23 protein-coding genes are annotated in these 24,612 nt (G+C 72.7%); 2 read left to right on the forward strand and 21 right to left on the reverse strand.

Annotated features, from left to right (window positions below):
- The first annotated feature begins 39 nt into the window (after positions 1-39).
- Complete coding sequence (locus VLY81_RS08025) at positions 40-1,542, forward strand: Rqc2 family fibronectin-binding protein (protein ID WP_324667643.1); 1,503 nt, start codon at positions 40-42, stop codon at positions 1,540-1,542.
- On the opposite strand, the gene purH is transcribed toward VLY81_RS08025, so the two are convergent.
- The 21 genes from purH to VLY81_RS08130 all read right to left on the reverse strand — a co-directional run bounded on the left by purH (position 1,514) and on the right by VLY81_RS08130 (position 23,299).
- Positions 1,514-3,112 (reverse strand): bifunctional phosphoribosylaminoimidazolecarboxamide formyltransferase/IMP cyclohydrolase, encoded by a 1,599-nt coding sequence (gene purH / locus VLY81_RS08030; RefSeq protein WP_324667644.1) that lies wholly within the window; start codon positions 3,110-3,112, stop codon positions 1,514-1,516. The genes VLY81_RS08025 and purH overlap by 29 nt on opposite strands.
- A 25-nt stretch (positions 3,113-3,137) precedes the next feature.
- A complete protein-coding gene (locus VLY81_RS08035; protein WP_324667645.1) occupies positions 3,138-4,649 on the reverse strand; it encodes a dihydroorotate dehydrogenase in 1,512 nt (503 codons plus the stop codon).
- Positions 4,642-5,469, reverse strand: a complete 828-nt coding sequence (locus tag VLY81_RS08040) for a dihydroorotate dehydrogenase electron transfer subunit (RefSeq protein ID WP_324667646.1) — start codon at positions 5,467-5,469, stop codon at positions 4,642-4,644. Before VLY81_RS08040 ends, VLY81_RS08035 begins: the two co-directional genes overlap by 8 nt.
- A gap of 43 nt (positions 5,470-5,512) precedes the next feature.
- The gene (carA, locus tag VLY81_RS08045) at positions 5,513-6,646 is read right to left on the reverse strand and encodes a glutamine-hydrolyzing carbamoyl-phosphate synthase small subunit (protein ID WP_324667647.1); all 1,134 of its coding nucleotides are present in this window, start codon (positions 6,644-6,646) and stop codon (positions 5,513-5,515) included.
- 37 nt (positions 6,647-6,683) lie between these two features.
- Positions 6,684-7,658 (reverse strand): orotidine-5'-phosphate decarboxylase, encoded by a 975-nt coding sequence (gene pyrF, locus VLY81_RS08050; protein ID WP_324667648.1) that lies wholly within the window; start codon positions 7,656-7,658, stop codon positions 6,684-6,686.
- A complete protein-coding gene (locus tag VLY81_RS08055) occupies positions 7,645-8,943 on the reverse strand; it encodes a dihydroorotase (RefSeq protein ID WP_324667649.1) in 1,299 nt (432 codons plus the stop codon). Before VLY81_RS08055 ends, pyrF begins: the two co-directional genes overlap by 14 nt.
- Positions 8,940-9,899 (reverse strand): aspartate carbamoyltransferase catalytic subunit, encoded by a 960-nt coding sequence (locus tag VLY81_RS08060; RefSeq protein ID WP_324667650.1) that lies wholly within the window; start codon positions 9,897-9,899, stop codon positions 8,940-8,942. Before VLY81_RS08060 ends, VLY81_RS08055 begins: the two co-directional genes overlap by 4 nt.
- Positions 9,896-10,459, reverse strand: coding sequence for a bifunctional pyr operon transcriptional regulator/uracil phosphoribosyltransferase PyrR (pyrR, locus tag VLY81_RS08065; RefSeq protein WP_405001357.1), 564 nt, complete (start codon positions 10,457-10,459; stop codon positions 9,896-9,898). Before pyrR ends, VLY81_RS08060 begins: the two co-directional genes overlap by 4 nt.
- Before the next feature lie 67 nt (positions 10,460-10,526).
- On the reverse strand, positions 10,527-11,525 hold the full coding sequence (locus tag VLY81_RS08070) for an RluA family pseudouridine synthase (RefSeq protein ID WP_324667652.1): 999 nt from the start codon (positions 11,523-11,525) through the stop codon (positions 10,527-10,529).
- Positions 11,526-11,558: 33 nt separating this feature from the next.
- The gene (lspA, locus tag VLY81_RS08075) at positions 11,559-12,056 is read right to left on the reverse strand and encodes a signal peptidase II (RefSeq protein ID WP_324667653.1); all 498 of its coding nucleotides are present in this window, start codon (positions 12,054-12,056) and stop codon (positions 11,559-11,561) included.
- Positions 12,057-12,099: 43 nt separating this feature from the next.
- The gene (locus tag VLY81_RS08080; protein ID WP_324667654.1) at positions 12,100-12,876 is read right to left on the reverse strand and encodes a TraR/DksA C4-type zinc finger protein; all 777 of its coding nucleotides are present in this window, start codon (positions 12,874-12,876) and stop codon (positions 12,100-12,102) included.
- Positions 12,877-12,958: 82 nt separating this feature from the next.
- The gene (locus VLY81_RS08085) at positions 12,959-13,279 is read right to left on the reverse strand and encodes a DUF5665 domain-containing protein (protein WP_324667655.1); all 321 of its coding nucleotides are present in this window, start codon (positions 13,277-13,279) and stop codon (positions 12,959-12,961) included.
- A 24-nt stretch (positions 13,280-13,303) separates the two neighbouring features.
- The gene (ileS, locus tag VLY81_RS08090) at positions 13,304-16,123 is read right to left on the reverse strand and encodes an isoleucine--tRNA ligase (protein WP_324667656.1); all 2,820 of its coding nucleotides are present in this window, start codon (positions 16,121-16,123) and stop codon (positions 13,304-13,306) included.
- A 439-nt stretch (positions 16,124-16,562) separates the two neighbouring features.
- A complete protein-coding gene (locus VLY81_RS08095; protein WP_324667657.1) occupies positions 16,563-16,826 on the reverse strand; it encodes a YggT family protein in 264 nt (87 codons plus the stop codon).
- Positions 16,819-17,661 (reverse strand): pyrroline-5-carboxylate reductase, encoded by an 843-nt coding sequence (gene proC / locus VLY81_RS08100; protein WP_324667658.1) that lies wholly within the window; start codon positions 17,659-17,661, stop codon positions 16,819-16,821. Before proC ends, VLY81_RS08095 begins: the two co-directional genes overlap by 8 nt.
- On the reverse strand, positions 17,658-18,113 hold the full coding sequence (locus tag VLY81_RS08105) for a cell division protein SepF (RefSeq protein WP_324667659.1): 456 nt from the start codon (positions 18,111-18,113) through the stop codon (positions 17,658-17,660). The genes proC and VLY81_RS08105 overlap by 4 nt, the downstream gene beginning before the upstream one ends.
- Positions 18,114-18,129: 16 nt before the next feature.
- Positions 18,130-19,011, reverse strand: a complete 882-nt coding sequence (locus tag VLY81_RS08110; RefSeq protein ID WP_324667660.1) for a biotin/lipoyl attachment domain-containing protein — start codon at positions 19,009-19,011, stop codon at positions 18,130-18,132.
- Positions 19,012-19,072: 61 nt separating this feature from the next.
- A complete protein-coding gene (locus tag VLY81_RS08115) occupies positions 19,073-19,891 on the reverse strand; it encodes an undecaprenyl-diphosphate phosphatase (protein ID WP_324667661.1) in 819 nt (272 codons plus the stop codon).
- Between the two features lie 91 nt (positions 19,892-19,982).
- Positions 19,983-20,873, reverse strand: coding sequence for a Na/Pi symporter (locus VLY81_RS08120; protein ID WP_324667662.1), 891 nt, complete (start codon positions 20,871-20,873; stop codon positions 19,983-19,985).
- 78 nt (positions 20,874-20,951) lie between these two features.
- Positions 20,952-22,322 (reverse strand): UDP-glucose dehydrogenase family protein, encoded by a 1,371-nt coding sequence (locus tag VLY81_RS08125; RefSeq protein WP_324667663.1) that lies wholly within the window; start codon positions 22,320-22,322, stop codon positions 20,952-20,954.
- A gap of 23 nt (positions 22,323-22,345) precedes the next feature.
- Positions 22,346-23,299: a glycosyltransferase family 2 protein gene (locus tag VLY81_RS08130; protein WP_324667664.1), complete on the reverse strand. Its 954-nt coding sequence runs from the start codon at positions 23,297-23,299 to the stop codon at positions 22,346-22,348.
- 357 nt (positions 23,300-23,656) lie between these two features.
- Here VLY81_RS08130 and VLY81_RS08135 point away from each other — a divergent pair, with 357 nt between their 5' ends.
- On the forward strand, positions 23,657-24,610 hold the full coding sequence (locus VLY81_RS08135; RefSeq protein ID WP_324667665.1) for a glycosyltransferase family 4 protein: 954 nt from the start codon (positions 23,657-23,659) through the stop codon (positions 24,608-24,610).
- Positions 24,611-24,612 lie beyond the last annotated feature (2 nt).

The following is a 24,612-nucleotide window of genomic DNA, read 5'->3' on the forward strand; positions in this document are numbered from 1 at the left end:
TCCGTGGTACGTGGTACAATCGCCGGGGGTCGGGTGCCCATGCAGCTCACACCGCAGCGTCTCGCGCAGCTGGCCCAAGCCATCGCCTCGAGCCTCGCCGGGGCCTGGGTTCAGCGCATCTACCAGCCGGAGGCGAGCGTGCTGGTCTTTCACCTGTACGGGCCCGGCGGCGAGAGGGTCCTGGTGGCCGATACGACGCCGGGGCGGCTGGCGCTGGGCGTGGTGAGCGGCGCTCGGCCGCCCAATCCGCTGCAGCCCCCCGCCTTCTGCATGCTCTTGCGCAAGCACCTGGAGGGCAGCCGCCTGACCGGCGCCTCGGCCGTGCCCGGCGATCGGGTGGTCCTGCTTCGCTTCCGGCGGGCGTCCGAGCCCCAGGCCATCCTGGCCCTGGAGATGACGGGCCGCACCGCCAACGTGGTCCTGGTCGTCGATGGAAAGGTGGCCGGCTGGCTGCGCGCGCCCGGACCCCAGCGCGCACTGGCCCTCCATCGGCCCTACGCCCCTCCCCCGCCGCCACCGGCGAGCCCCGCGGCGCGCGGGCCGGCGTCGGGGGAGGAGGTGCCCACCCTGGAGGCGGTGGGGGCGTGGTGGGCGAAGCGGCTTTGCCAGGACCAGGTCGAGACGCGCCGGCGTGACCTGGCCCGGCGGCTCGAGGAGCAGTGCCGCCGGCTGGCCCGTCGCATCGCGCGACAGGAGGAGGACCTGCAGCGTGCGGGCGAGGCCGAGCGCTGGCGCCGGGCCGGGGAGCTCCTGCTCACCTTCCCCCACGATGTGCCGCCGGGGGCGACGCAGGTGACCCTGCCGCCCGCCGACCGGCCCACGGGCGAGCCGCCCCTTACCATCGAGCTGGACCCCGCGCGGTCGCCCGCTCAAAACGCGGCCGCCTGCTTCCGCCGTTACCAGAAGGCCCGACGGGCCGTCGCCGCGCTGGAGGCGACCCTCCAGGAGGGCCGTCGTCGCCTCGAGGCCCTGCAGACCCTGCGGGTCCTGGTGCAGACAGCCGACGACACCGACGTGCTGGCGACCCTGGAAGCCGAGACAGAGCAGCTGTCGGAGGAGCCGGGGCACCGGCGGCCACCCAGCGCCGGAGAGAGGAGCCGCCCGGCCTCGAGGGCCCGGAGCCAGGCGTCTCGCCGCACCGGCGATGGCATGCCCGTCACCCGCTACCGGTCCTCCGAGGGCCTCGAGATCCTGGTGGGGCGGAGCGCGGCGGCCAACGATCACCTCACCTTCCACCTGGCGCGGCCCGAGCATCTCTGGCTGCATGCCCGGGGCCTGCCCGGCGCGCACGTGGTGGTGCGGGCCGAGGCCGACCAGGTGGGCCCCGTCACCCTGCAGGAGGCCGCGGCCCTGGCCGCGCGCTACAGCGCGCAGGGCGAGGCGGGCGTGCCGGTGCCGGTCGACTACACCCGTCGCCGGCACGTCCGCAAGCCACCCGGTGCTCCGCCCGGCTTCGTCGTCTACGACCACGAGCGCACCGTCACCGTGCGGCCGGCCCCCCGGGAGGGCCCCCTCAGTGCCGGAAGTGGCGCACCCCGGTGAAGACCATCGGCAGCCCGGCCCGGTCCGCGGCCGTGACGGACTCGTGGTCCCGCATGGACCCGCCGGGCTGGATGATGGCCCCGATCCCGTGCTCGGCCGCCAGCTCCACCACGTCCGAGAAGGGGAAGAAGCCATCGGAGGCCAGCACGGCTCCCGCCGCCCGCGCCCCGGCGCGCTGGATGGCCTGACGTGCCGCGTCGATGCGGTTGACCTGGCCTGCGCCGATGCCCAGGGTCTGACCCTCCTTGGCCACCACGATCGCGTTGGACCGGGCGTGCTTGACCACGCGCCAGGCGAAGCGCAGGTCGGGCCACAAGGCGTCGGGCACCGGGGTCTGGGTGACGGTGCGCAACTGCTCCTCCACCAGGTCCAGCTCGTCGGGCGTCTGCACCAAGAGCCCTCCGGGCACGCTGCGCACCTCCCAGGTGGGCCAGCCCGGCGCCCGCCCCCTGCCCTCGATGGGCCCCACCTCGATGAGCCGCAGGCGGGGCTTCTTGGCCAGGATGGCCAGGGCATCGGGCTCGAAGGAGGGCGCCACGACCACCTCGAGGAAGGTGCGCTCCATGAGCTGGGCCGTCGCCGCGTCCACGGGCCGGCTGAGGGCCACCACGCCGCCGAAGATGGAGACGGGGTCGGCCTCGTAGCAGCGCTCGTAGGCACGGGCCACCGTATCGGCCACCGCCGCGCCGCAGGGGCTCCCGTGTTTGATGGCGCAGGCCGCCGGGCGGTCGGCCAGCTCGGCGATCAGCGCCAGGGCCGCCGAGGCATCGGCCACGTTGTTGTAAGAGAGCTCCTTGCCCTGCAGCACGTTGCCCCAGGGCACCGACGGGCCCGACCAGGGGATGCGGTAGATGGCGCCGCTCTGGTGGGGGTTTTCGCCGTAGCGCGCCAGGCGCCACCGCTCAGCCACCAGGTGGAGCACCTCGGGCAGCCGGGGCTCCGCTTGCTCGCCCGCCTCGACCCGCTCCAGGGTCGCCGCCACCAGGGCGTCGTAGGCCGCCGTGAGGCGAAAGGCGGCCACGGCCAGGCGGCGCCGGGTCGCGGGGCTGAGGCTGCCCGAGGGCGATCGGCGCAACTCGTCGAGCAGCGTGGCGTACTGCGAGGGCTCCGTGACGACCGCGACCCGCTCATGGTTTTTGGCGGCCGCGCGCACCAGGGCCGGCCCGCCGATGTCGATGAGCTCCACCAGCTCCCGCACGTCCCAGGGCCGGTCACCCCCACGGGCCACATAGGCCCCGAAGGGATAGAAGTTGACGACCACCCAGTCGAAGGCCACGCCCCCCAGCCGCTCCAGCTCCGTCAGGTCGGCCTCGTCGGCTCGCGCCAGCACCCCGGCGAAGACGGCGGGATGCAACGACTTGACCCGCCCGCCGAGCAGGGTCCCGTGCCCGGTCAGCTCGGCGAGCCGCCGGACGGCGACGCCTCCCGACTCCAGGTGGGCGGCCGTGCCGTCGGTGGCCCAGATCTCCCACCCCATCTGCGACAACGTCCCTGCCAGCTCCACGAGGCCCTGCGTGTCGGAGACGCTCATCAGCGCCCGGCGCACGCCGTTGCCCGTCGGCGATGTCATGGTCGCGCCTCCCCGTCGAGGTCGGCTACCCGATGCGCCGGCTGCCCGGCTCGGCGATGGGCACGCCCTGCCAGCACAACGGGCACGCCGCCTGGTCCCACGTCTCGAAGTCGAGTCGGATCAGCGTCCGGTACGGAAAGGGCGGTCGGAAGCGGCCGCCGCTGCGATCGATGAGGGAGCAGGCACCCACGATCCGGCCGCCGGCGGCCTGGACGGCCTGCGCGGTCTCCATCAGGGAGCCGCCCGTGGTGATGACGTCCTCCACCAGGAGCACCGCCTCCCCCGCCGCGACCGAAAACCCTCGTCGCAGCGCCATCCGACCCCCGACCCGCTCGGTGAAGAAGGCCCGAGAGACCCCCAGCTGGCGCGCCAGCTCGTAGGCCAGCAGGATGCCGCCGGTAGCCGGTCCCACCACCACCTCCGGGCGCAGGTCCCAGCAGGCGATGGCCAGCAGCCGCACCAGGGCCTCCGCCACCCTGGGCCGCTCCAGCAGGCGGAACTTCTCTACGTACCGGTCGGAGTGGAGCCCCGAGCTCAGGCGAAAGTGGCCGTGCAGCAGCGCGCCCGTGCGCTCCAGGTACGCCGCCGCCTGCCCCTCGATGTCGGCGGCCGTCTCCTCGGGGGGCCCCACGGCCCTGCCCACCAGCGTCTCGAGGCTGGCCAGCCCCTGTCGGGCCACGTAGTCGCGCAGGCCCTCCAGGATCTCCAGCGCCGCGGTGGGACGGTAGAAGGTGGCCGTCCCCACCGCCACGGCTCGAGCGCCTGCCATCAAGTACTCCAACGCGTCACGGGCCGTCTCCACGCCCCCGCTGCCGATGATGGGCAGCCCCGTCGCCCGCCAGATGCGAGCCGTCAACCGCACCGACAGGGGCCGGATGGCGGGGCCGGAGAGGCCGCCCACCTCGGCGGTCAAGGCGGGCTGCCCCCGCTCCACGTCGATGGAGAGGGCCGGATAGGTGTTGGCCACGGTGAAGCCGTCGGCCCCGGCAGCCGCGCACGCGAGGGCCACCTCCACGGGGTCGGCCGCCATGGGCGCCAGCTTGACGAAGACGGGCAGCCGTGACGCCGCCCGCACCGCCCGCACGACGCTGGCCGCCATGACGGGCGAGGCGGCGAAGGCGACCCCGCCCTCCTTGACGTTGGGGCAGGAGATGTTGAGCTCGACCGCCGCCACCCCACCGGCGGCCTCGAGCCGGCGGGCCACCTCGGCGTACTCCTCCTGGGTCTTGCCCACGACGTTGGCGATGACCGTGGCACCCGTTGCCACCAGCTCCGGCAGCAGCCGCTCGACGAAGAGGTCGACCCCGGGGTTCTCCAGGCCGATGGCGTTGATGGCCCCACAGGGGCTCTCGACCAGCCGCGGGGGTGCATGCCCCACCCAGGGTTGGAGGCTGAGGCCCTTGGTGACGACGGCTCCCACCTGGTCGGGCTCGACCAGCCCCCGGTAGTCGAGCCCGAAGCCGAAGGTCCCCGAGGCCATCACCAAGGGGTTGCGCAGCCGCAGCGGCCCCAGCTGGATCGCCAGATCGTCACGCACCGGCGCCCGGACACCCCTCCCAGATCAGGTCCGCGGCGTCGAAGACCGGCCCCTCGACGCACGCCCTCGCCCAACCCGTCACCCGATACCCCTCGCGACGCCGCCAGGGCACCACGCACGACAGGCAGACCCCGGCGCCGCACCCCATCACGGTGTCGACGGCGACCTCGACCGGCCTGGGATCCGCTCGCCGCAGCCGCTCGACCGCCTGCAGCAGCCCCCATGGCCCGCACGCGTAGACCCGGGAGGCCTCCTGCCACAGCGTCTGGGCCACATGCGCCGCCGTGCCCCGACGACCCGCGCTGCCGTCCTCGGTGGCCACCACCAGACGGGCGCCGGTCGCCTCGAGCGCCGCCTCCAGGATGACGTCGGCCCGGCTGCGGAAGCCCGCCACCACCGTCACCTCGGGGCCCGTCCCCCGTGCCGCCAGCCGCTGGGCCAGGAAGAGCAGCGGGGCCAGGCCCGTGCCGCCGCCCACCAGCAGTACCGTCCCCGGTGTCGGCCCGGGTACCCCTATCGAGAAGCCCCGCCCCAGGGGCCCCAGCACGTCCAGCACGTCGCCGGGCCGACGGGCGGCGAGCCAGCGGCTGCCGACCCCGACGGCCTTGACGACGATGGACGCGACGCCCTGCCGGGCGTCGACGCCGGCCAGGCTGTAGGGGCGCCGCAGCAGCGGCCCGGAGGACGTCCCCTCCCGGCACAGCACATGGACGAACTGCCCCGGCTGCGCGCCCACCAGCTCCGGCGCCTCGAAGTCGAGCCGCACGACGGCCTCGGCCAACCGCTCGAGCCGAACCACCAGCGCCCGCACCAGCGCCATTCGGGGCGGCCCGGCCCCCTCGTCCGGCGTGGACCCGACCCCCTCAGCCCCCACGGTGGCTCCCCGCCGCCCCCGGCCCCGCGCCCGAGTGCGCCCCCACCGTCGCCACGAAGGCGTCGAAGAGGTGGACGTTCTCCCGGGGCCCCGGGGTCGCCTCGGGGTGGAACTGCACCGACCAGGCCGGCAGGTCTCGGTGGCGCATCCCCTCGACGGTGCCGTCGTTGAGGCTGCGGTGCGTCACGATCAGCTCCGGGGGCAGGCTCGACTCGTCGAGGGCGTAACCGTGGTTGTGCGTCGTGATGTAGACGCGTCCGGTCTTGACCTCCTGCACGGGGTGGTTGCCGCCTCGGTGCCCGAACTTCATGCGGTAGGTGCGGGCTCCCATGGCCAGGCCCAGCAACTGGTGACCGAGGCAGATGCCAAAGAGGGGCACCTGCCCCAGCAGCCCCCGGACCGTCGCGATGGGCTGACGCGCCGCGGCGGGATCGCCCGGCCCGTTGGAGATGACCACGCCCTGCGGACGCAACGCCAGGATCTGCTGGGCCGTGAAGTGAGACGGCACCACCGTCACCCGGCAGCCGCGCTCGACGAGGTTGAGCAGGATGTGGCGCTTGACGCCCAGGTCCAGCACCACCACGTGAGGCCCGGCTCCCTCCCCCAGGTGGTAGGGGGCCGCGGGGCTGACCTCCTCGATCAGCGACTGCTCGCCGAGCTCCGGCACCCGACGGGACCGCTCCACCAGCTCCGACCGCTCGATGGGGCGGCTCGTCAGGAAGCCTCGCATCGTGCCTCGCGCACGCAGGCGTCGCACCAGCGAACGGGTGTCGACGCCGGCGATGCCCACGACCCCGTGCTCCGTCAACCAGGCCTCCAGCGAGCCGACGCCGGGCGGCAGCGCCTGAGGGTCGTCGGCCAGCTCCCTCATGACGACGCCGCGCACCTGCACCGCACCCGACTCCACGTCGCAGGCCGAGGTGCCGTAGTTGCCGATGAGCGGCTGGGTGAAGACGACGATCTGCCCGCGGTAGGAGGGGTCCGTCAGCACCTCCTGGTAGCCCGTCTGGACGGTGGTGAAGACCACCTCCCCACTGGTCTCGCCGTCTCGACCGACTCGTACACCCTCGTAGACGGATCCGTCCTCCAGCGCCAGCCACGCCGGAGCCCGTCCCGCTCTCATCCCATCGACCCCCTCCATCCCGACGGCCCGCCGGTCCTCACCGGGATGCCGCCGTGCGCGCCCGCTCCAGGGCCTCTTGCAGCTGGCTCGCGGCGGCCGCCGCGGCCGCGGCCCACCCCTGCGGATCCCCGCTCTGCTGGCGCCACGCCTCCAGCAGGGAGCGCGAGACGCTGACCAGCCCGCCGAGCCCCTCCCGGTCGAAGGCCGGCGCCAGGGCCTCGGGTGACGCCCCCTGCGCCCCGACGCCCGGCAAGAGCAGCCAGACGCCCGGCAGTCGGCGGCGCAGCGAGACGAGGGCCTCGGGGTAGGTGGCGCCCACCACGGCACCCACGGAGGCATAGCCGCTCGCTCCCCGGCGACTCATTGCCCACGAGTTTACGACATCTGCCACCGCCTCCGCTACCTGCCGGCCGTCTTGCAGGCGCAACTCCTGCAGCGCCGTCGCACCGGGGTTGGAGGTGTGCACCAGGGCGAAGAGCCCCCGCCCCGCGCCGTCGACCCACGCCAGGAACGGCTCCGCCGAGTCGGGCCCCAGGTAGGGGTTGAAGGTGCAGGCGTCGGCCCCCAGCACGGTCGCCTCGGAGATCCCGGCCAGCGGCGTGGTGCCGATGAGCGCACGGGCGTAGGCGGTCGAAGTGCTGGCGATGTCGCCGGGCTTGGCATCGGCGATGACGACGAGCCCCAGGCCCTGCGCGTGCACGATCAGGCGACGCAACGCCCCCAGGCCCCACGGGCCCAGGGCGAGGAAGAACGCGAACTGGAACTTGACCCCCACCGCATGGGGGGCGCACGCCTCCACCAGCGTGCGGCCGACCTGCTCGACCACCTCCGCCGCGAGCCGGAGGGCCTCCGTCTCCCCCAGGCCCGCCAGCCGGCGCCGCAGCGGCTCCACCACCGGGGGCGGGAGGCGGTCCAGGTCGGGGTCGTAACCGATGACCAGGCACGAGCGGCGGGCCCGAACGGCCTCGGCCAGCCGGTCCCCGAAGTGCCGGCGTCCGTCACCCTCGGCCATCGAGCAGCTCGCCCTCCAGCATCACCACGCGCCCGCCGACCACGGTGGCGACCGGGCGCCCCTCCAGCCGCCAGCCGGCGAACGGCGTGTTCTTGCCGATGGAGTGCAGGCGCGCCGGGTCCACCTCCCAGCGCGCCGCGGGGTCGAAGAGGGTGACGTCGGCCACCGCCCCCTCGGCCAGTCGCCCGCCGGGCAGCCCCAGCACCGCCGCCGGGCCCGACGTGACCGTGGCGACGGCTCGCATCGGTGTCAGCACGCCCTCGCGCACCAGATGGCCCAGCACGAGGGCAAGCATGGTCTCCAGGCCCACCGCGCCGAACGGTGCCTGGTCGAGCTCCGCCTCCTTCTCCTCGGGGGCGTGGGGCGCGTGGTCGGAGGCCACCACGTCCACGATCCCCTCGGCCAGCGCCCGCCGCAACGCCTGGCGGTCCTCCTCGGTGCCCAGGGGCGGGTTGACCTTGGCCGACGAGTCGTAGCCGGTCAGCGCCTCGTCGGTGAGGAAGAGGTGGTGCGGCGTCACCTCCGCCGTCACCGCCGCTCCCGACGCCTTGGCCTCGGCCACGAGCCGCACCGACTGGGCGGTGCTGACGTGTGCCACGTGCAGGCGAGCCCCCGCCGCACGGGCCAGGGCGATGTCGCGGGCCACGATGACGCTCTCGGCCTCAGGGGGGATGCCCGGCAAGCCGAGCCGGGTCGCGACGGGCCCTTCGCGCATGACCCCGCCGCGGGCCAGGCTCGCGTCGACGCAGTGCACGACCACCGGCCGGCCGAGCTGGGCGGCGTAGAGCAGGGCACTCCGCATCAGGGCGGCGTCCATGACCGTGTCGCCATCGTCGGAGAAGGCCACCGCGCCGGCCTCGGCCATCTCGCCCATCTCGGCCAGCTCCTGCCCCTGCCGCCCCTTGGTCAGCGCGCCGATGACGTGGACCCTCACGAGGCCCCGTGCCCTGGCGATGGCCTGGACGTGCGAGACGATGGCGGCCGTGTCGACGGCGGGGTTGGTGTTGGGCATGCAGGCCACGGCCGTGATGCCCCCGGCCGCCGCCGCCCGTGTGCCGGTCTCGATGCGCTCCTTGTGCTCCTGGCCGGGCTCGCGCAGGTGCACGTGGATGTCGATGGCCCCGGGGATCACCCAGGCCCCCCGGGCCTCCACAACCTGATCGGCCCCCTCGCGGATCGGGGCGGCCAGGCGCCGGATACGGCCGTCCTCCACCAGCACGTCGAGCTCGTCATCGATGCCCGAAGCCGGATCGATGACCCGTCCTCCGCGAATCAGCAGCCTCATCCCGCCTCGCCCTCCCGCCCCGCCATCAGGTACAGCACCGCCATCCGCACCGCCACACCGTTGGTCACCTGCTCGGCCACCGCGCTCCGGCCATCGACCAGCACCGCCTCGTCGATCTCGACGCCCACGTTGGCCGGCCCCGGATGCATGATGAGCACGTCCTCCGGCAGCCGTCGCAGGCGCTCGTCGGTCAGGCCCCACCGCAGGCGGTACTCGCGCAGGCTGGGCAGGTAGCCCCGCTGCATCCGCTCCCGCTGGATGCGCAGCACGTTGATCACCTCGGCCCACTCCAGGGCCTCGTCCAACCGGTCGAAGCGCCGGACGCCCAGGGTCTCCAGGCCCACGGGCATCAGCGTGGACGGCCCTGCTACGGCCACGTGGGCACCCAGCTTGCGCAGCCCCCAGATGTCGGAGCGAGCGACCCGGGAGTGCAGCACGTCGCCCACGATGAGCACGTTGAGCCCCGAGATGCGGCCCTTGCGGCGCCGGATGGTGTAGAGGTCCAGCAGCCCCTGGGTGGGGTGCTCGTGCGCGCCGTCGCCGGCATTGAGCACCCGCACCTGCACCGTGCGCGCCAGCAGGTGGGGGACGCCCGCCGAGGCGTGGCGCACCACCAGGTAGTCCGTGCCCAGGGCCTGGTAGGTCCGTGCCGTGTCGACGAGGCTTTCGCCCTTGACCACGCTGGACTGGGCCACGGCCACGTTGACCACGTCGGCGCTGAGCGCCTTGGCGGCCAGTTCGAAGCTGGTGCGGGTGCGGGTGGAGGGCTCGTAGAAGAGGTTGACGACGACGCGGCCCCTGAGCGTGGGAAACTTCTTGACCGGACGGTCGAAGACCTGACGCATCGCGTCGGCCGTCTCGAGGATCTGCTCGATGGCGTCCGGGCCCAGATCGGCCAGCCCCAGCAGGTGCCTGGGCCACGTGCTGCGCGCCTCGCCTCGGTCGCCGGCTCTCACGGCCGTCCACCTTCCCCCTCGATGCGCTCCAGGATCACGACCCGGTCCTCTCCGTCCACCTCGGTCAGGCGCACCTCCACGTGCTCGCGGCGCGCGGTCGGCACCACCTTGCCGACGAAGTCGGCCCGGATGGGCAGCTCGCGGTGGCCCCGGTCGACGAGCACGGCCAGCTGGATGCGTGCGGGCCGGCCGAGGTCGATGATGGCGTCCAGGGCCGCTCTCACCGTGCGGCCCGTGTAGAGGACGTCGTCGACGAGCACGAGCGAGCGGCCGCTGACGTCGAAGTCGATCTCGGTGCGCCGCACCACGGGCAACGGCCCCACGGCCGTCAGATCGTCGCGGTAAAGGGTGATGTCCAGGGCCCCCACCGGCGGGGCGGGGCGCCCCTCGATGGCGGCCACCTGCTGGGCCAACCGGCCCGCCAGGGGCACGCCGCGGCGGTGCACGCCGATGAAGGCCAGCGAGCCAGGGTCGGGGTTTTGCTCCAGGATCTCGTGGGCCATCCGGGAGAGGGCCCGGCGCATCTCCTGGGCATCCATGATCTCCGCCTTGGCACGCATCGCTCGACCCACGGGCCACTCGCCTCCTCCGTGGCTCTCCTCTGGCCGCCCCGCTCGACGGCTCGGCTCACCGCCCGCCGGCGGCGCCGGCGCCCGTCGGGGGCACCTGCTGTCGCAGCGCCTCGAGAGCCGCCTCCATGTCCTGCGGGAGCGGGGCGACGAACTGCATCGGCTCTTCGGTGACCGGATGCCGAAAGCGGAGCTCCCGAGCGTGCAGGGCCTGTCCGCGCAGCCCGAGCTCCCCTCGGGCCTTGGAGCCTCGGCCGGCGCCGTAGACGGGGTCGCCGGCGATGGGATAGCCGATGTAGGCCATGTGCACCCGGATCTGGTGCGTCCGGCCCGTCTCGAGGCGCACCTCGAGCAGGCTGTACCCTCCCAGGCGCTCCAGGACCGTGTAGTGGGTGATGGCGGGACGGCCATCGGGGACGACCGCCATGCGCAGGCGGTCGTGCGGGTGCCGCCCGATGGGGGCATCGACGATGCCGGCGCGCTCCCCGGGCTGGCCCCGGACGATGGCCCAGTAGATGCGCTGGACGTCGTGCTCCTTGAGCTGCCGGGTCAGGCCCAGGTGGGCCTCGTTGCTCTTGGCCACCACCAGCAGCCCCGTGGTATCCTTGTCGAGCCGGTGGACGATACCGGGGCGCATCGCGCCGGCGATGCCGGAGAGCTTGGGCGAGTAAGCCAGCAACGCGTTGACCAGGGTGCCCGACGGGTTGCCGGCCGCCGGGTGCACCACCATCCCCCGGGGCTTGTTGATGACGATGAGGTGGTCGTCCTCGTAGACGACATCGAGAGGGATGCGCTCGGGCTTGAGGTCGGCGGGCGACTCGGGCGGGGGTACCAGCACCCAGACCTCGTCGCCCTCGGCGACGCGGTGGGCGGCCTTGACGGGCCGGCCGTTGACATGCACGTAGCCCCTGGCGATGAGGCGTTGCACGTAGCTGCGGGAGGGGCCCAGCTGGGTGAATTGGGCCAGGTAGGCGTCGACACGCTCCCCGTGGGCGTCGGGGGGGACGCGCAAATTGAGCTCGGCCTCGAATCCCTCTCCTGGCTCCGTCATGCCCATCGGTCGGCCCGCCTGGACGGGGCCCCTCCTGCCTCAGCGCTCGCTGCCGTCGGGATGCGGCGCCACCGTGGGGGGCGCCTCACGGGCGAGGTGCCACAGCAGCAGGGCCACGCCGGCCACGATGGCGGTGTCGGCCAGGTTGAAGACCGGCCACGCGGCCACGTCGATGAAGTCCAGCACGGCCCCGTGGCGCAGCCGGTCCACCAGGTTGCCCGAGGCACCGCCTGCGGCCAGCCCCAGCCCCGCCAGGGTCCGGGAAGACCGCGGCCCCATCCGGGCGGCCAGCACCCCCGCCAGCACCACCACGGCCAGGGTCGCCACCACGAAGAGACCGTAGCGCCCCTCCATCAGCCCGAAGGCCGCCCCCCGGTTGGTGACGTGGGTGAGGCGCACCGCCTCCCCTACCAGCGCGACCGACTCGCCCGGCCGCAACCACCGCCCGACGGCCCACTTGGCCGCCTGGTCGGCGGCCAGGGTCCCCAGGGCCCAGGCCGCCGTGATGCGCGGGCCGCGCAGCACCCCTCGTCTCACCCGTCTCCGGCGCAGGTCGGCTTATTTTACCATGCGCCCCGCCTCACATCCACCGGTCGCCCTCGAGGTCGTCGTCGCCCCCCGTCTCCTCCGTCGGGCCACGCCGCGCACGCCGACGCCCCGACGTCGAGGGGTCAGGGTAGACCTGGTCGTAGTCGACCACGCCGGTGCCCGCCATGTCGGGGATGTACTCCACCTCGGTCACCCCGCCGGGCTGCTCGGTGTCGGCCCCCTCCCAGGTCTCGTCGTAGTCCACCGCACCGGGCACGTCCTGGGGCGAGTTGGCGTTGCCGTAGCGCGCCAGTGCCTGCCAGACGTCGCCCGGGTCGAAGCCGGTCTCCCCGGCGTTTCGCTGGTCGGCGCGGCCGAACGGGGGCATCAGGGCCGCCTCCTCCAGGGGGCGGCGCCCGACCGCCCGGTCCTCGACCCGGCGCTCCTCCTCCAGGTCGTGCGCCTGCTGGCAGGCGGCGCATCGCCGGGCCCAGGGCAGGGCCAGCAGGCGGGCGGTGCCGATGAAGCGGCCGCACTGCTCGCAGTAGCCGTATCGGCCCTCGTCGAGCCGGCGCAGCGCATCGTGCACCTCCTGGCCCGTGAGCTGGACCCGCTCGAGCAGCCCCAGGTCCTTGCTGCGCTCGAAGGTCTCGGCCGCCAGGTCCGAGGTGTGCTGGTCGTAGCTGGCCAGCTCGCCCACGCTCTCGTGCAGCGGGCGCTCCAGCCCGCCCTGCCGCAGCGAGCGGGCCCGGCGGTCCAGACGGGCCGCCATCCGCTCCAGTCGCCGGCGGAGCTTGGCACGGGTCGCCTCCGAGAGGCCACCGCTCATGGGACACCCGTCCCTTCACCGCGTGGGATCTCCCCGCGAGGCCCGCACCGTCAGGGGCCCGGCGCACCCGGCACGCCCGCGGCTAGGGACGGCTCAACTCCACCTGGACGATGCGTACCAGCTCGGCCACGAAGTTGCCGATGAAGGGCAAGTTGAGAGCGGCCAGCCGTCCCAGCGCGTAGACGAAGACCGCGCCGACGGCCGTGAAGCCGACGGCGATGCCGAAGCCCCGGAAGACGCCCGCCACGAAGTTGAGTGACAAGAGACGCATCGGATGCCGGTACAGCTCGATGAACTCGGCCACGCTGGCCTTCTCCATGGCTGCGACCAGCTCGTCGAGGCGTGCGATGAGCCGCCCCGCCGGCGGCATGTGCTCCCGGCGGCTGCGCCTGGCCCCCCTCAAGGCGTATCCGGGCCTCCCGTGGGGCTAGTCTGCCCCCTCCAGCACCGCCGCACACCGGTCGCAGACGTCGGGCCACGCCGGCACCGAGCCCACCGACGGGACGTGCCGCCAGCATCGCTGGCACTTGGGATGGGCCGTCGGCCTCACCTCCACACGCCAGGCCGACGCCCCGTCGCCCGAAGGGGTTCCATCCTCGGTGGCTCGCAGCTCCAGCGAGGCCACCATCAGCCAGCCGACCAGCTGCTCCACCGGTACCGGCAGCGACGCCACCACCGACGCCGACGCCTTCGCGGAGAGCTCGGCCTGTAACGACGAGCCGATCTGTCCCGCCGCCCGGGCCTGCTCCAGGGCCCGCAACGCCTCCCGCCGCAGGGCGAAGAAGGGCTCCATGGCCTCCAACAGCTCGGGGCGACGCCATGCGCTGACGTCGACCCACCGGGCCAGGTGGACGCTCTCGTGCGGTCGGGGCTCGGGCATGTGCTGCCAGATCTCCTCGGCGGTGTGCACCAGCACCGGCGCCACCAGCCGCACCAGCACGTCCAGGATGTGGTAGAGGGCGGTCTGGGCGGAGCGGCGCGTCCTCGAGTCGGCCGCCTCGCAGTAGAGGCGATCCTTGAGGACGTCCAGGTAGAAGCCGCCCATGTCGACCGTGCAGAAGCGGACGATCTCGTGGAAGGGCACGTGGAACTCGTAGCGACCGTAGGCCAGGGTGCATCGGTCCGACAGCTCGGCCGTGCGCGCCAGGGCCCAGCGGTCCAGGTACTCCATCTGGTCGTAGGGCACGGCGTCCACGTCGGGGCGGAAGTCGAAGAGGCTCCCCAGCAGGAACCGAGCGGTGTTGCGGATGCGACGGTACGCCTCGGCCAGCCGGCCCAGGATCTCGTCGGAGACCCGCACCTCCTCGTGATAGTCGGAGGCGGCGACCAGCAACCGCAGCACGTCGGCCCCGTACCGCTCGATCACCTCCTGGGGGGCCACCGTGTTGCCCAGGGACTTGTGCATGGCCCGGCCCTGGCCGTCCACCACGAAGCCGTGGGTGACCACCGCCCGGTAGGGCGGCTCGCCCCTCGTGGCCACGGCCGTCAGCAGGGACGACTGAAACCAGCCGCGATGCTGGTCGGTGCCCTCCAGGTAGAGGTCGGCCGGCCAGCGGAGCTCCTCTCGCTGCTCCAGCACCGCGCGGTGGCTGGAGCCGGAGTCGAACCAGACGTCCATGGTGTCGGTGCCCTTGACGAACCGCGTACCCCCGCAGTGCGGGCAGCGTGTCTGCGGCGGCAGGATGGCCTCGGGCTCGTGGGTGAACCACGCATCGGAGCCCTCGCGCCGGAAGAGCGCGGCCACCGCCTCGATGCTGCGCCGGTCCATCAGCGGCCGCCGGCAGCGGCCGCAGAAGAAGACCGGGATGGGCACCCCCCAGGCCCGCTGGCGGGAGATGCACCAATCCAGCCGTTCGGCCACCATCTGCCGGATCCGGTCCCGGCCCCAGGAGGGGACCCACTCGACCCGGTCGATGGCCTCCAGCGCCTGGCGGCGAAAGCCGTCGATGGAGGCGAACCACTGCTCCGTCGCCCGGAAGAGCACCGGTCCCTTGCATCGCCAGCAGTGGGGGTACTGGTGTTGGATGGAGCCGCTGGCCAACAGACGCCCCCGAGCCTCGAGATGGGCCACGATGACGGGATTGGCCTCGTCCACCGGCATGCCGGCGTACGGGCCCCCCTCGGCCGTGAAGCGACCCTGGTCGTCCACCGGCGTCACCACCGGCAGCTGGTAGCGCAGGCCCACCTCGTAGTCCTCGTGCCCGTGGCCCGGGGCGATGTGAACGGCGCCGCTACCCTCCTCCATGCTGACCATGTCGTCGCCCACCACGGGCACCTCACGGGCCTCCAGCGGGTGGGAGAGGGTGGCCCCCATCAGCTCGAAGCCCTGACAGCGCCGCAGCACCTCGACGTCGTCGGCCCCGATGCGTTCGGCCACGGCCGCCAGGCGGGGCTCCGCCACCACCAGCAGGCGCCCCCCCATGCGTGCCAGCACGTAGGGGCGGTCCGGGTGCACCGCGACGGCCTGGTTGGCGGGCAGCGTCCATGGGGTCGTGGTCCAGATGACGATGGCCGCCCCGTCGCTCGCCAGCTCGCGGGCGACCCCCGTGCCCTCCTTGAAGGGGAAGGCGACGTAGATGCTGGGCGAGGTGTGGTCGCGGTACTCGACCTCGGCCTCGGCCAGGGCGGTCTCGCAGCGAGGGCACCAGTAGACGGGCTTGACGCCCCGGTAGATGTACCCGCGCTCCACCATCTGCCCGAAGAGCTCCACCTGCCGGGCCTCGTACTCCGGCTCCAGGGTCAGGTAGGGATGCTCCCAGTCGCCCCAGACCCCCAAGCGCTTGAACTCTTCGCGCTGGACGTCGACGAAGTGCAGGGCGTACTCCCGGCAGAGACGGCGAAACTCCACGACCGGCATCGCGTGGCGGTCGACGCCGTGGCGGCGCACCACCTCGTGCTCGATGGGCATGCCATGGGTGTCCCAGCCGGGGACGTAGGGGGCCAGCATCCCCTCCATGGCCCGCACCCTCACGATGAAGTCCTTGAGGATCTTGTTGAGCGCGGTGCCCAGGTGGATGTGCCCGTTGGCGTACGGCGGCCCGTCGTGCAGGACGAAGAGGGGCGCGCCCGCCGCCTTGCGCTCCTGTTGGAGACGCTGGTAGAGGCGGCGCTCTTCCCAGAAGGCCTGCCACTGTGGCTCTCGACGGGGCAGGTCTGCCTTCATGGGAAAGGCGGTCCTGGGCGTCAGGACCGTCCTGGAGTAGTCGGCGCCCGTCTGCCTTCGCTGCGCTTTGGTGTCGGTGCCCATGGTCGCTGCGGCCCTCCCGAGCGATCGGTGATGCTAAAACGAGAGCGGCCCTCGTCCCAAGGGACGAGAGCCGCTCGCACTCGCACGCTCCCGCGGTACCACCCTTGTTGGAGAGCGCCCGTCGGATCCCCGGACCCGACCCCGTGCCGGGGCGGGCACCCTCCCCCTCCGATGGACGTGCGCCCCTGGCGCACGCCGCTGGCAGGATAACGGCCTGCCTCCGGCCCGGTCTACCCCGGATCGCCCCGGACGCCCGGCGTGGCGGCGAGCGGGCGAACCGGCTCGGCGGGCGGCTTGCGGGTGATCTTCACGGCAACCCGGGCGTCGGGCTCGCACCCTCCCCGACTCGCTGGCGGCTCCGGCGCATCGCCGCTACTCTCCCGCGCATCGCCTGTGAGCCTGGATGGCATCCATGTTGAGGATGAGTATACCGTACGCATCAGAAGAGGCGCAAGACCACCTGCTGCACGACCGAGATCAACAGGAAGGCGACGATGGGCGAGTAGTCGAGGCCCGGCACCGTCGGCAGGGCGCGGCGGATGGGCGCCAGCACCGGCTCCGTCAGGTCCCGGAGCAACCGCACCGCCGGATGGTAGGGGTCGACGGGCAGCCACGAGACCAGCACCCGCGCCAGCATGATCCAGCTGTAGAGCGTCAGCAGCCGATAGATGAGCAGCCCCAGCCAGTGCCACAGTTCAGCCATCTCGCGCGCCCCCCGTCCCGGCCTCTCCCAGCTCACGCGAGCGCCGCGTGCCCGCCAGGACCGCCTCCATCAGCGCGCCCCGCACCCCCCGGCTCTCCAGCACGGTCAGACCCGCCGCGGTGGTGCCGGCGGGTGACGTGACCCAGTTGCGCAACTCCGCGGGATGGCGGCCCGTGTCGAGCACCATGCGCGCCGCCCCCGCCAGGGTCTGCGCCGCCAGGAAGAGCGCCGCCTCACGGGAGAGGCCAGCGGCCACCCCGCCGTCGGCCAGGGCCTCCACCACCAGGTAGGCGTAGGCAGGGCCGCTGCCGGACAGACCCGTCACGGCATCCATCAGCCCCTCGGGCACCACGACGGCTCGCCCGATGGCCTCGAAGATCTTGAGGGCCCGCTGCAGGTGGCCCTCCTGTGCGAAGGTGCCCCGGCACAGCCCCGTGGCCGCTTGCCCCACCAGCGCCGCGATGTTGGGCATGGCCCGCACCACCGCCGTACCCGGCGGCAGGCGGCGCTCGATGACCGAGGTGGGCACCCCGGCCGCGATGGAGATGACGAGGTGGCGGCCCACGTCGATGGCCGGCGCCATCTCCCGCAGGGCCTCCACGATGCTCTGCGGTTTGACCGCGACCACCGCCGTGTCAGCCCCTCGTAGCGCCTCGGCGTTGTCGTCGGTCACCAGGATGCCGTAGCCCTGCTCGATGTGGGCGCGCCGCTCCGGGCTCTTGTCGGTGGCCACGATCTCGTCGCGGCTCGAGAGACCTTGCCGCAACAGGCCCTTGATGAAGGCCTCGCCCATGGCCCCGGCGCCGATGACGGCCACCCGCTCGCCAAGTCTCACGGTGCGTTCAACCCTTCCCACTCGACGTCGACGCCGCTCGGGGAGCAGACGAAGATGTCGTCGTCGATGCGCCGCATGGAGCCGTCCAGCGCATACAAGGTCCCGGAGACGAAGTCGACGACGCGCCGGGCGGTCTCCCGGTCCGTTGACTTCAAGGTTAGCACAACGGGCCGGCCCTCGCGCAGGTGCCCGGCGACCGCCTGCACATCGTCGAAGGTCCTCGGTTCGAAGACCACCAGCCGGCTCACCCCCCGCCCGGTGCCGCCCGGCGATGCCGTGGCCGCCGCAGCGGTGGGCAACGTCACCACCCGGCCCCGCCGCGCGGGACTCTCCCCCGATTCGCGGATCGGGGCCACGGACGTCGGCGGTGCGGGCGGCTCGGACGCCGCGCTCGGGTCCGCCTCGACACCCAGCCAGGCCAGCACCCGTTCGATGAACCCCACGGCGCTCACTCCACTTCCTTGGCGCTCAAAAGCCCTCCAGCCAACGGGGCCAGCGGTAGACCCGCACACCGTCGGGCACTCCGCGGGCCACCACGTGCCGGCCCATCTGCTTGACCACTTCGACGGCGACGAAGGAGGGCCCCCCCGGCGTCGCCAGCCAGTAGCCCGGCCGCCCCCGCCGCCAGGCCAGCCCCGAAGCGGGCAGGATGACCCCCGCGTACCGGCCCACGACGAGGCGCACCTCTCGCTCGACGCGTCGATACAGCCAGTCCACGGGCTGGCGGTCGATGCGCAAGACGAGGCGCACGCCCTCGCCCGAGCTGGCCGCGACGCGCTCCACCACCCGGGCCGGCACGCCGTCGGCCGCGCTGGCCCCCACCAGTTCGATGCGGGCGCCCGGGCCGATGGCCTGGGGGAGCGAGCCGTCCACGAAGAAGACGCCCCAGAGCTCCCGCCGGTCGACGAGCCGCACCACCGGCTCTCCCCGCGCCACGGGCCGTCGGGGTACCAGCGGCGTGCTCCGGGGCTGGGGGCCTTCGGGCAGGCTCGCAGCGGCCAGCGCTTCGGGCGAGAAGGCCCCCTCCCACCCGTCGCCGAGGAAGCTGGCCACCCCCGAGAAGGGTGCGGTCACCAGCACGGCCGGCGCGCCGGGCGACTCAGGCTGGATGCGCACCAGCGGCGTGCCGGTCGCCACCGACTGACCCTCGTTGACCAGCGGGGTCACGTCGCCCGCCTGCGGCGCCGCCAACAGGCGCTCCACCCGCACGATGAGCAAGGTCCCCGGGTACGCCTCCAGGAGTTCGCCCCAACGCCCCACGTCGGTGGGGCCCAGGCGAGCCGCCACCCACGCCGCGGCGGCGCCCAGCCAGGCGTACGCCAGCCATGCGACGGCGGCCACCACCGCCACCGTCCTCAGCAGCCGAAGCGGCCGAAGGCGCCGTCTCGTCCCCGCTCACCCCGTCTGTGGCCTACAGGCCGACGAGCACCCAGACGCCCACCACGGCGACGTAGAGGGCGAAGTAGCGCAGGGCACCCCGCTGCAGCGTGGCCAGCAGGAGACGGATGGCGACGTACCCGGATAGGGCCGCCGCTCCGAAGCCCGTCAGCAGCACGGCGAACCCGGGCGAGGCCAGCCCGCCGCTGGCGCCCTTCAGCGCGGCCAGCAGGCCCGCCCCCGCGATGGTGGGCACCGCCAGCAAGAAGGAGAAGCGCGCCGCCGCATCACGTTCGACGCCGGTCAGCAGGCCCGCCGCGATGGTGGAGCCCGAGCGCGAGATCCCGGGAACGACGGCCACGGCCTGGGCCAACCCGATGACGAGGGCCCTGACCCACCCCACCTCGCCCAGCCCTCGGGACCGGACCCGTGCGCGGTCGGCAACGGCCAGCAGCGTGGCCGTCGCCAGCAGGGCCAGGCCCACCGTCCTGACCGACCCGAAGAGCCCCTCGACGGCGTCGTCCAGGGCCAGGCCCACGACACCGGCCGGGATGGTACCGACCAGCACCCACGCCGCCAGCTGCCCGTCGCGGGCGTCGCCTGCCGCCAGGGGCCTCCCGGCCAGGAGGCGTGGCCACGCGGCCACCCCACGCAGCACCGCGATCACCTCGGCCCGCAGCGCCACCAGCACGGCCAGCAGCGTACCCAGGTGCACCACCACGTCGAAGAGCAGCTGTGGGGCCGTGATGCCCATCAGGTGCTGCACCAGCACCAGATGCCCCGAGCTGCTCACCGGCAGGAACTCCGTCAGGCCCTGCACCAGGCCCAAGACTACCGCCGCCCCTACGTCCATCCTGCGCGCTCCCCTGCCTTCCCGGCGCCGTTTCGGCGCCCTCGAGGCGAGTCCTGCCGGCGGGCGGGCCTCGGAGCGGTGGGGCGGGGCGTCACCCGAGGTGGGAGGCCAGACGCCGTCCGAGGGGACGCACGAACGGCCAGGCGAGGAGCAGCGAGGCCACGTTGAACGCGGTATGGGCGTGGGCGACCACCTGCGCGGGGCTCCCGGCCAGCCGCTCGAGCAGCCCCACGAACCATCCGAACAGGACGAGGGTCAGCACGGCGCCCCCCAGGTTGAGGGCGAAGTCGGCCAGCGCCAGCCAGCGGGCCCCTTTCCCCACGAACAGCGAGGCGACCAGCCCGGTCGTCACCGTCCCCACGTTGGCCCCCAGGACGGCGGCCACGCCCACCTCGGGCGCCAGCAGGCCCTCGCCGGCCATCTTGACCAGCGCCGAGGAGACCACCGTGCTGCTCTGCACGAGGGAGGTCAGCAGCCAGCCCCAGACGAACCCGCTGGCGGGCGAGGCGACACCGGTACGCCCCAGCGACGCCAGCTGCGTGCCCACCCACGGTCCCACGCCGGTGGCCACGAGGTCGAGCCCCTGCAGCAAGCAGCCGAGACTGAAGAGGGCCAGGGCCGTCGCGCCTCGACGGACGACCAGCATCCCCAGCAGCCCCAGCCCCATGGCCAGGGCTCCCAGCCCCGGCAGGCGCAGCGCGACCAGCTGGGCGGTGGCCGTCGTCCCCACGTTGGCGCCCAGCACGACCAAGAGCCCGTCGTCGAGCGCGAGGGTGCGTGCCTGCACCAGGCTCAGCACCACCACCTCGACGGCGCTGGAGCTGTGGAGGGCCGCCGCCGCCACGGCCCCCGCCAGCACCAGCCAGCCCGACCGGCCCGCGAGCGTCCGCAGGACACGGCTCGCCCAGCTCCCCGCGGCATCCCGGGCCGCGGCGTACCCCAGCCGGACGCCGGCCAGCGCGAGTACGAGTCCGATCGGCACGGTTACGACGGGCGGCACGGGGCAACTCTACGTCAGCAGTGACCCCTCGTATGACCCGCTGGGGCCAGGCAGGGACCGTCACGCGCCGCCGGTGCCCTCCGCCAGCGAAGCCGGGGCCACGTCGGCGTCGCCGGTCGCTGGTGCGACCCGTCGTCCCACGCCCACGTACCGAAAGCCCATCGCAGCGAGTCGCGCCGCGTCGAGACAATTGCGACCGTCGAAGACGACGCGGGGAGCCGCCATCAGCCGGTAGAGTCGCTCCCAGTCGGCTTCGACGAACTCCGGCCACTCGGTAGCGACGACGACCGCCTGTGCCGAGCGAACCGCATCCTCCAACGATGCGACTCGGACCAATCCGGGTGAGAGCACGACGGGGGAGCCGGGAGGCCCGCCACTATCGGGCAAGACCGCCGCCGGGTCGTACACCTGCACCTTCGCGCCGTACCCGGCCAGCGTCCGCGCGATCTCGAGCCCCGGAGACTCACGAGTGTCGTCGGTGCCCGGCTTGAAGGCGAGTCCCAAGACCGCCACGCTGCGCTCCGCCAGTCCCCCGAGGAGTGTGTTGAGCCGGTGCACGACGCGAATGCGTTGGCGCCGGTTGACCTCGATGACGGCACGCAAGAGCTCGAAGGCGTACCCGTTGACGGCGGCCGTGAAGTAGAGGGCCCGCGTGTCCTTGGGAAAGCACGAGCCTCCGTACCCGATGCCGGCTTGCAGGAAGTGGGGACCGAGGCGGGGGTCCATGCCGACGCCCGTGGCGACGTCGTCGATGTGCGCCCCCACGAGTTCGCAGAGATTGGCGATCTCGTTGATGAAGGAGATCTTGGTGGCGAGCAGCGCATTGGCTGCGTACTTGATCATCTCGGCGCTGGTGATGTCGGTCCGCAGCACCGGGGCATCGATCCCCCGGTAGAGCTCGGCCACTCGCTCCGCCGCCCATGCCTCCTCCGCGCCGACGACGATGCGGTCCGGGTGGAGCCAATCGTGGAGCGCCTTGCCCTCCCTCAGGAACTCAGGGTTGCTCACGTAGGCAAGCCCGCGCCTCGCCGGAGCGACATACTGGCGCACGAGCTCTCGCCCCGTGCCGGGGGGTACGGTGCTCTTCATGACGATGACCGTCCCCGGAGCGGCTGTTCTGACCACTTCCTCGACGGCCTGCCGCACTTGGGTCAGGTCTCCTTGCCCCGACACCCCGGACGGCGTCCCTACAGCGATCATGATGGCGTCCCTGGGGCCCATCTCCCTCACGGAGCTCACCACGGACAACCTCTCCCCCGCGCGACGCAGCCACTCGTCCAGCCCGGGCTCCAGGAAGGGGGCGCGTCGCTCACGCAGCCGAGCCAGGCGGGATGGGTTGGCCTCGGCGATGACCGTCTGATGCCCCCCCAGCGCCAGCCCAGCCGCCGCTACCAGTCCCACGTAGCCCGCGCCTACCACACCCACCCGCATGACGGGCCCTCCCTCCCCGCCTGTCACAAGGCCTCGTGCGCGCCCCCGGTGCTGCCGGAACGATGAAAGCTCATGAGATACGCCCGATTGAGCACACCAGACAACCAGATCACCTCGAGGGCGGCGAGGTTGCGCCGGCGGGCCCAGCTCACCCAGTCCAGCACGTTGCGTTCGTCGACGAGTCCCCCCATGCGGGAGACCCAGTTGATCACCCGATGCAAGACGGTGGCCTGCACCGCCAGTCGGCTCGTCAGGCCGGGGTGCTTTGCCAGGAAGTGGTGAGCCGATCGGCCCCTCTCCCGTTCCTTCACCAGCATCAAGGCAAGTTGTGACGGCTCCGTGAGAGGTGGCTTGACATGATACCCCACGGCTCCCCTTGCCCGGGCACGCACGAGCCCGCGCTGGAGCAGGCGGAGCCCCAGGTCGATGTCCTGCCACCCCATCCCCTCGAAGCGGCTGTCGAACGCCCCTACCGCAAGCAGATGCTCTCTCCTGACGGAAGCGTTGGCCGTATCCAGTGGGTTGGTCGAGAAGTCCCAGACCCTCCCCCTCGGAGCACGCAAGGCGGCCTCTACCGAGGGTACGGAGATGACGGGGCCGAGCACCAGCGCACGGGGGCCTGCACGGTCATGAGCCTCGAGATGGACCTGAAAGAACCGGTCGACCACGATCACGTCACTGTCGACGAAGACGACGAGCTCCCCCGTGGCGAGCTCCAGCGCCGCGTTGCGGGCGCGAGCGGGCCCCTGGCGCTCCGACAATCGGATGTGGCGGATGGGTACCCGGCTCCGCGCCGCCATGGCGTCGACCATCTCGCCCGTGCCATCCGTCGAGGCGTCGTTGGCCACGACGATCTCGAAGCGGTGCCCCCTGCCCGCAGCCAGCTCGGCAGCACGCAGCAGGTGCTCGAGGCAGGGGCCGATGAGCTTTTCGCGGTTTCGTACCGGGACGACTACCGAGACGGACGCAGCGGACATGCCCCATCCTCCCCGCACGAACATACCACACCGGACCGCTGACCAGGGGAACGACGTTGGCCATCGAGGGACGCGCCCCCTGCATCCCCCATCGTCCGTCCAAGCGAGCGGCACATGGACGTGCAGGGTTTCGACGAGCCCAGTGGAAGGACCAGGAAGCGGCAATTCCACGTCACCTGGGAGGTACCATGCGCATCTGGTTTTTCGCACGACAATCCGAGCCCTTCTCGCCCCGGACGCTCTCCACCAGCGGCCTGGGCGGCAGTGAGAGCGCGTTGTACTACGTGGCTCAGGGATTGGCCCGGCTGGGGCACGACGTGACGGTGCTCAACCATTGCGGAGCCGAGGCCGGCAAGCATGATGGTTGTCCTCTACCTCGATCTCCATGGCCAGTCCGCGCAGTGGCGGAGGCTGGCCATGGCGAGCCCCCCGGACGTGCTCGTGCTCTTTCGTCGCATGCTCGACGTGGCGGTGCGCATCCCCTCGAGAGTGCGTGTCTTCTGGGTACACGACTACCAGGGAGTCTCCCGCGACTCCCCACGGGGAAGGATGGTTCGAGCGCTGGCGATCGGGTGGCGGCAACTGACCGGACCTTTGTGGCATGAGCGGGTCGACGCGGTGTTCGCGGTGAGCGAATTCATGGCGCGTCAGCTCGCCTGGTTGCTTCGGGTACCCGAGCACAAGCTGCGAATCATGCCCAACGGCATCGATCCCTCCCTGTTTCGTGAGGGGCAGGTGTCGGCGCGGGATCCGTGGCGCCTGGTCTACACGTCGGTACCCGAGCGAGGCCTGCAGACGTTACTGCGCGACATCTACCCTGCGATCCGCTCGGAGCTGCCCGAGACCGAGCTTCACGTCTTCTCGTATCGCTCGCTGGAAGCATTCCGGGCGGTCACGGGCCCAGGGGTCCACCTCCGTGGCTCCCTGCCCAAGCACCGGTTGGCCCGGGAACTCATGGCGTCGTCGTTGATGACCTACCCTTCCAACTTCGAGGAGCTAGGCGCCATCGCCGTGCTGGAGGCCATGGCAGCCGGGGTGCCGGTGGTGACCAGCGCGCTGGGGGTCCTTCCCGAGTTGGTCGGCGACGATGAACGGGGAGTCGTGGTCGGGGGTGTCCCCGGCACTCCGGAGTTCGCAACCGACTATGCCAGGGCCGTCGTGCGCCTGCTCCGGGACCCCCATCGATTGGAGCGGATGCGGCTCGCCGCACGTGAGTTTGCCTTGCAGCAGCGCTCGTGGGACGCGATTGCCGAGACGTGGGAGCGCACCCTGGCCGAGTTGCTGTCGGCTCGCCGGCTTGGACGGGGATGACG

It is taken from the genome of Limnochorda sp. LNt, assembly GCF_035593265.1.
Classification (GTDB): domain Bacteria; phylum Bacillota; class Limnochordia; order Limnochordales; family Geochordaceae; genus Geochorda; species Geochorda subterranea.

Excerpts from the sequence above, each read along its gene's own strand:
- VLY81_RS08025 (WP_324667643.1), top strand. The coding sequence starts at position 40 with ATGCAGCTCACACCGCAGCGTCTCGCGCAGCTGGCCCAAGCCATCGCC.
- purH (WP_324667644.1), bottom strand. The coding sequence starts at position 3,112 with ATGACATCGCCGACGGGCAACGGCGTGCGCCGGGCGCTGATGAGCGTC.
- VLY81_RS08040 (WP_324667646.1), bottom strand. The coding sequence starts at position 5,469 with ATGGCGCTGGTGCGGGCGCTGGTGGTTCGGCTCGAGCGGTTGGCCGAG.
- carA (WP_324667647.1), bottom strand. The coding sequence starts at position 6,646 with ATGAGAGCGGGACGGGCTCCGGCGTGGCTGGCGCTGGAGGACGGATCC.
- pyrF (WP_324667648.1), bottom strand. The coding sequence starts at position 7,658 with ATGGCCGAGGGTGACGGACGCCGGCACTTCGGGGACCGGCTGGCCGAG.
- VLY81_RS08055 (WP_324667649.1), bottom strand. The coding sequence starts at position 8,943 with ATGAGGCTGCTGATTCGCGGAGGACGGGTCATCGATCCGGCTTCGGGC.
- pyrR (WP_405001357.1), bottom strand. The coding sequence starts at position 10,459 with ATGCGTGCCAAGGCGGAGATCATGGATGCCCAGGAGATGCGCCGGGCC.
- VLY81_RS08070 (WP_324667652.1), bottom strand. The coding sequence starts at position 11,525 with ATGGGCATGACGGAGCCAGGAGAGGGATTCGAGGCCGAGCTCAATTTG.
- VLY81_RS08080 (WP_324667654.1), bottom strand. The coding sequence starts at position 12,876 with ATGAGCGGTGGCCTCTCGGAGGCGACCCGTGCCAAGCTCCGCCGGCGA.
- ileS (WP_324667656.1), bottom strand. The coding sequence starts at position 16,123 with ATGGGCACCGACACCAAAGCGCAGCGAAGGCAGACGGGCGCCGACTAC.
- VLY81_RS08095 (WP_324667657.1), bottom strand. The coding sequence starts at position 16,826 with ATGGCTGAACTGTGGCACTGGCTGGGGCTGCTCATCTATCGGCTGCTG.
- VLY81_RS08115 (WP_324667661.1), bottom strand. The coding sequence starts at position 19,891 with ATGGACGTAGGGGCGGCGGTAGTCTTGGGCCTGGTGCAGGGCCTGACG.
- VLY81_RS08125 (WP_324667663.1), bottom strand. The coding sequence starts at position 22,322 with ATGCGGGTGGGTGTGGTAGGCGCGGGCTACGTGGGACTGGTAGCGGCG.
- VLY81_RS08130 (WP_324667664.1), bottom strand. The coding sequence starts at position 23,299 with ATGTCCGCTGCGTCCGTCTCGGTAGTCGTCCCGGTACGAAACCGCGAA.
- VLY81_RS08135 (WP_324667665.1), top strand. The coding sequence starts at position 23,657 with ATGATGGTTGTCCTCTACCTCGATCTCCATGGCCAGTCCGCGCAGTGG.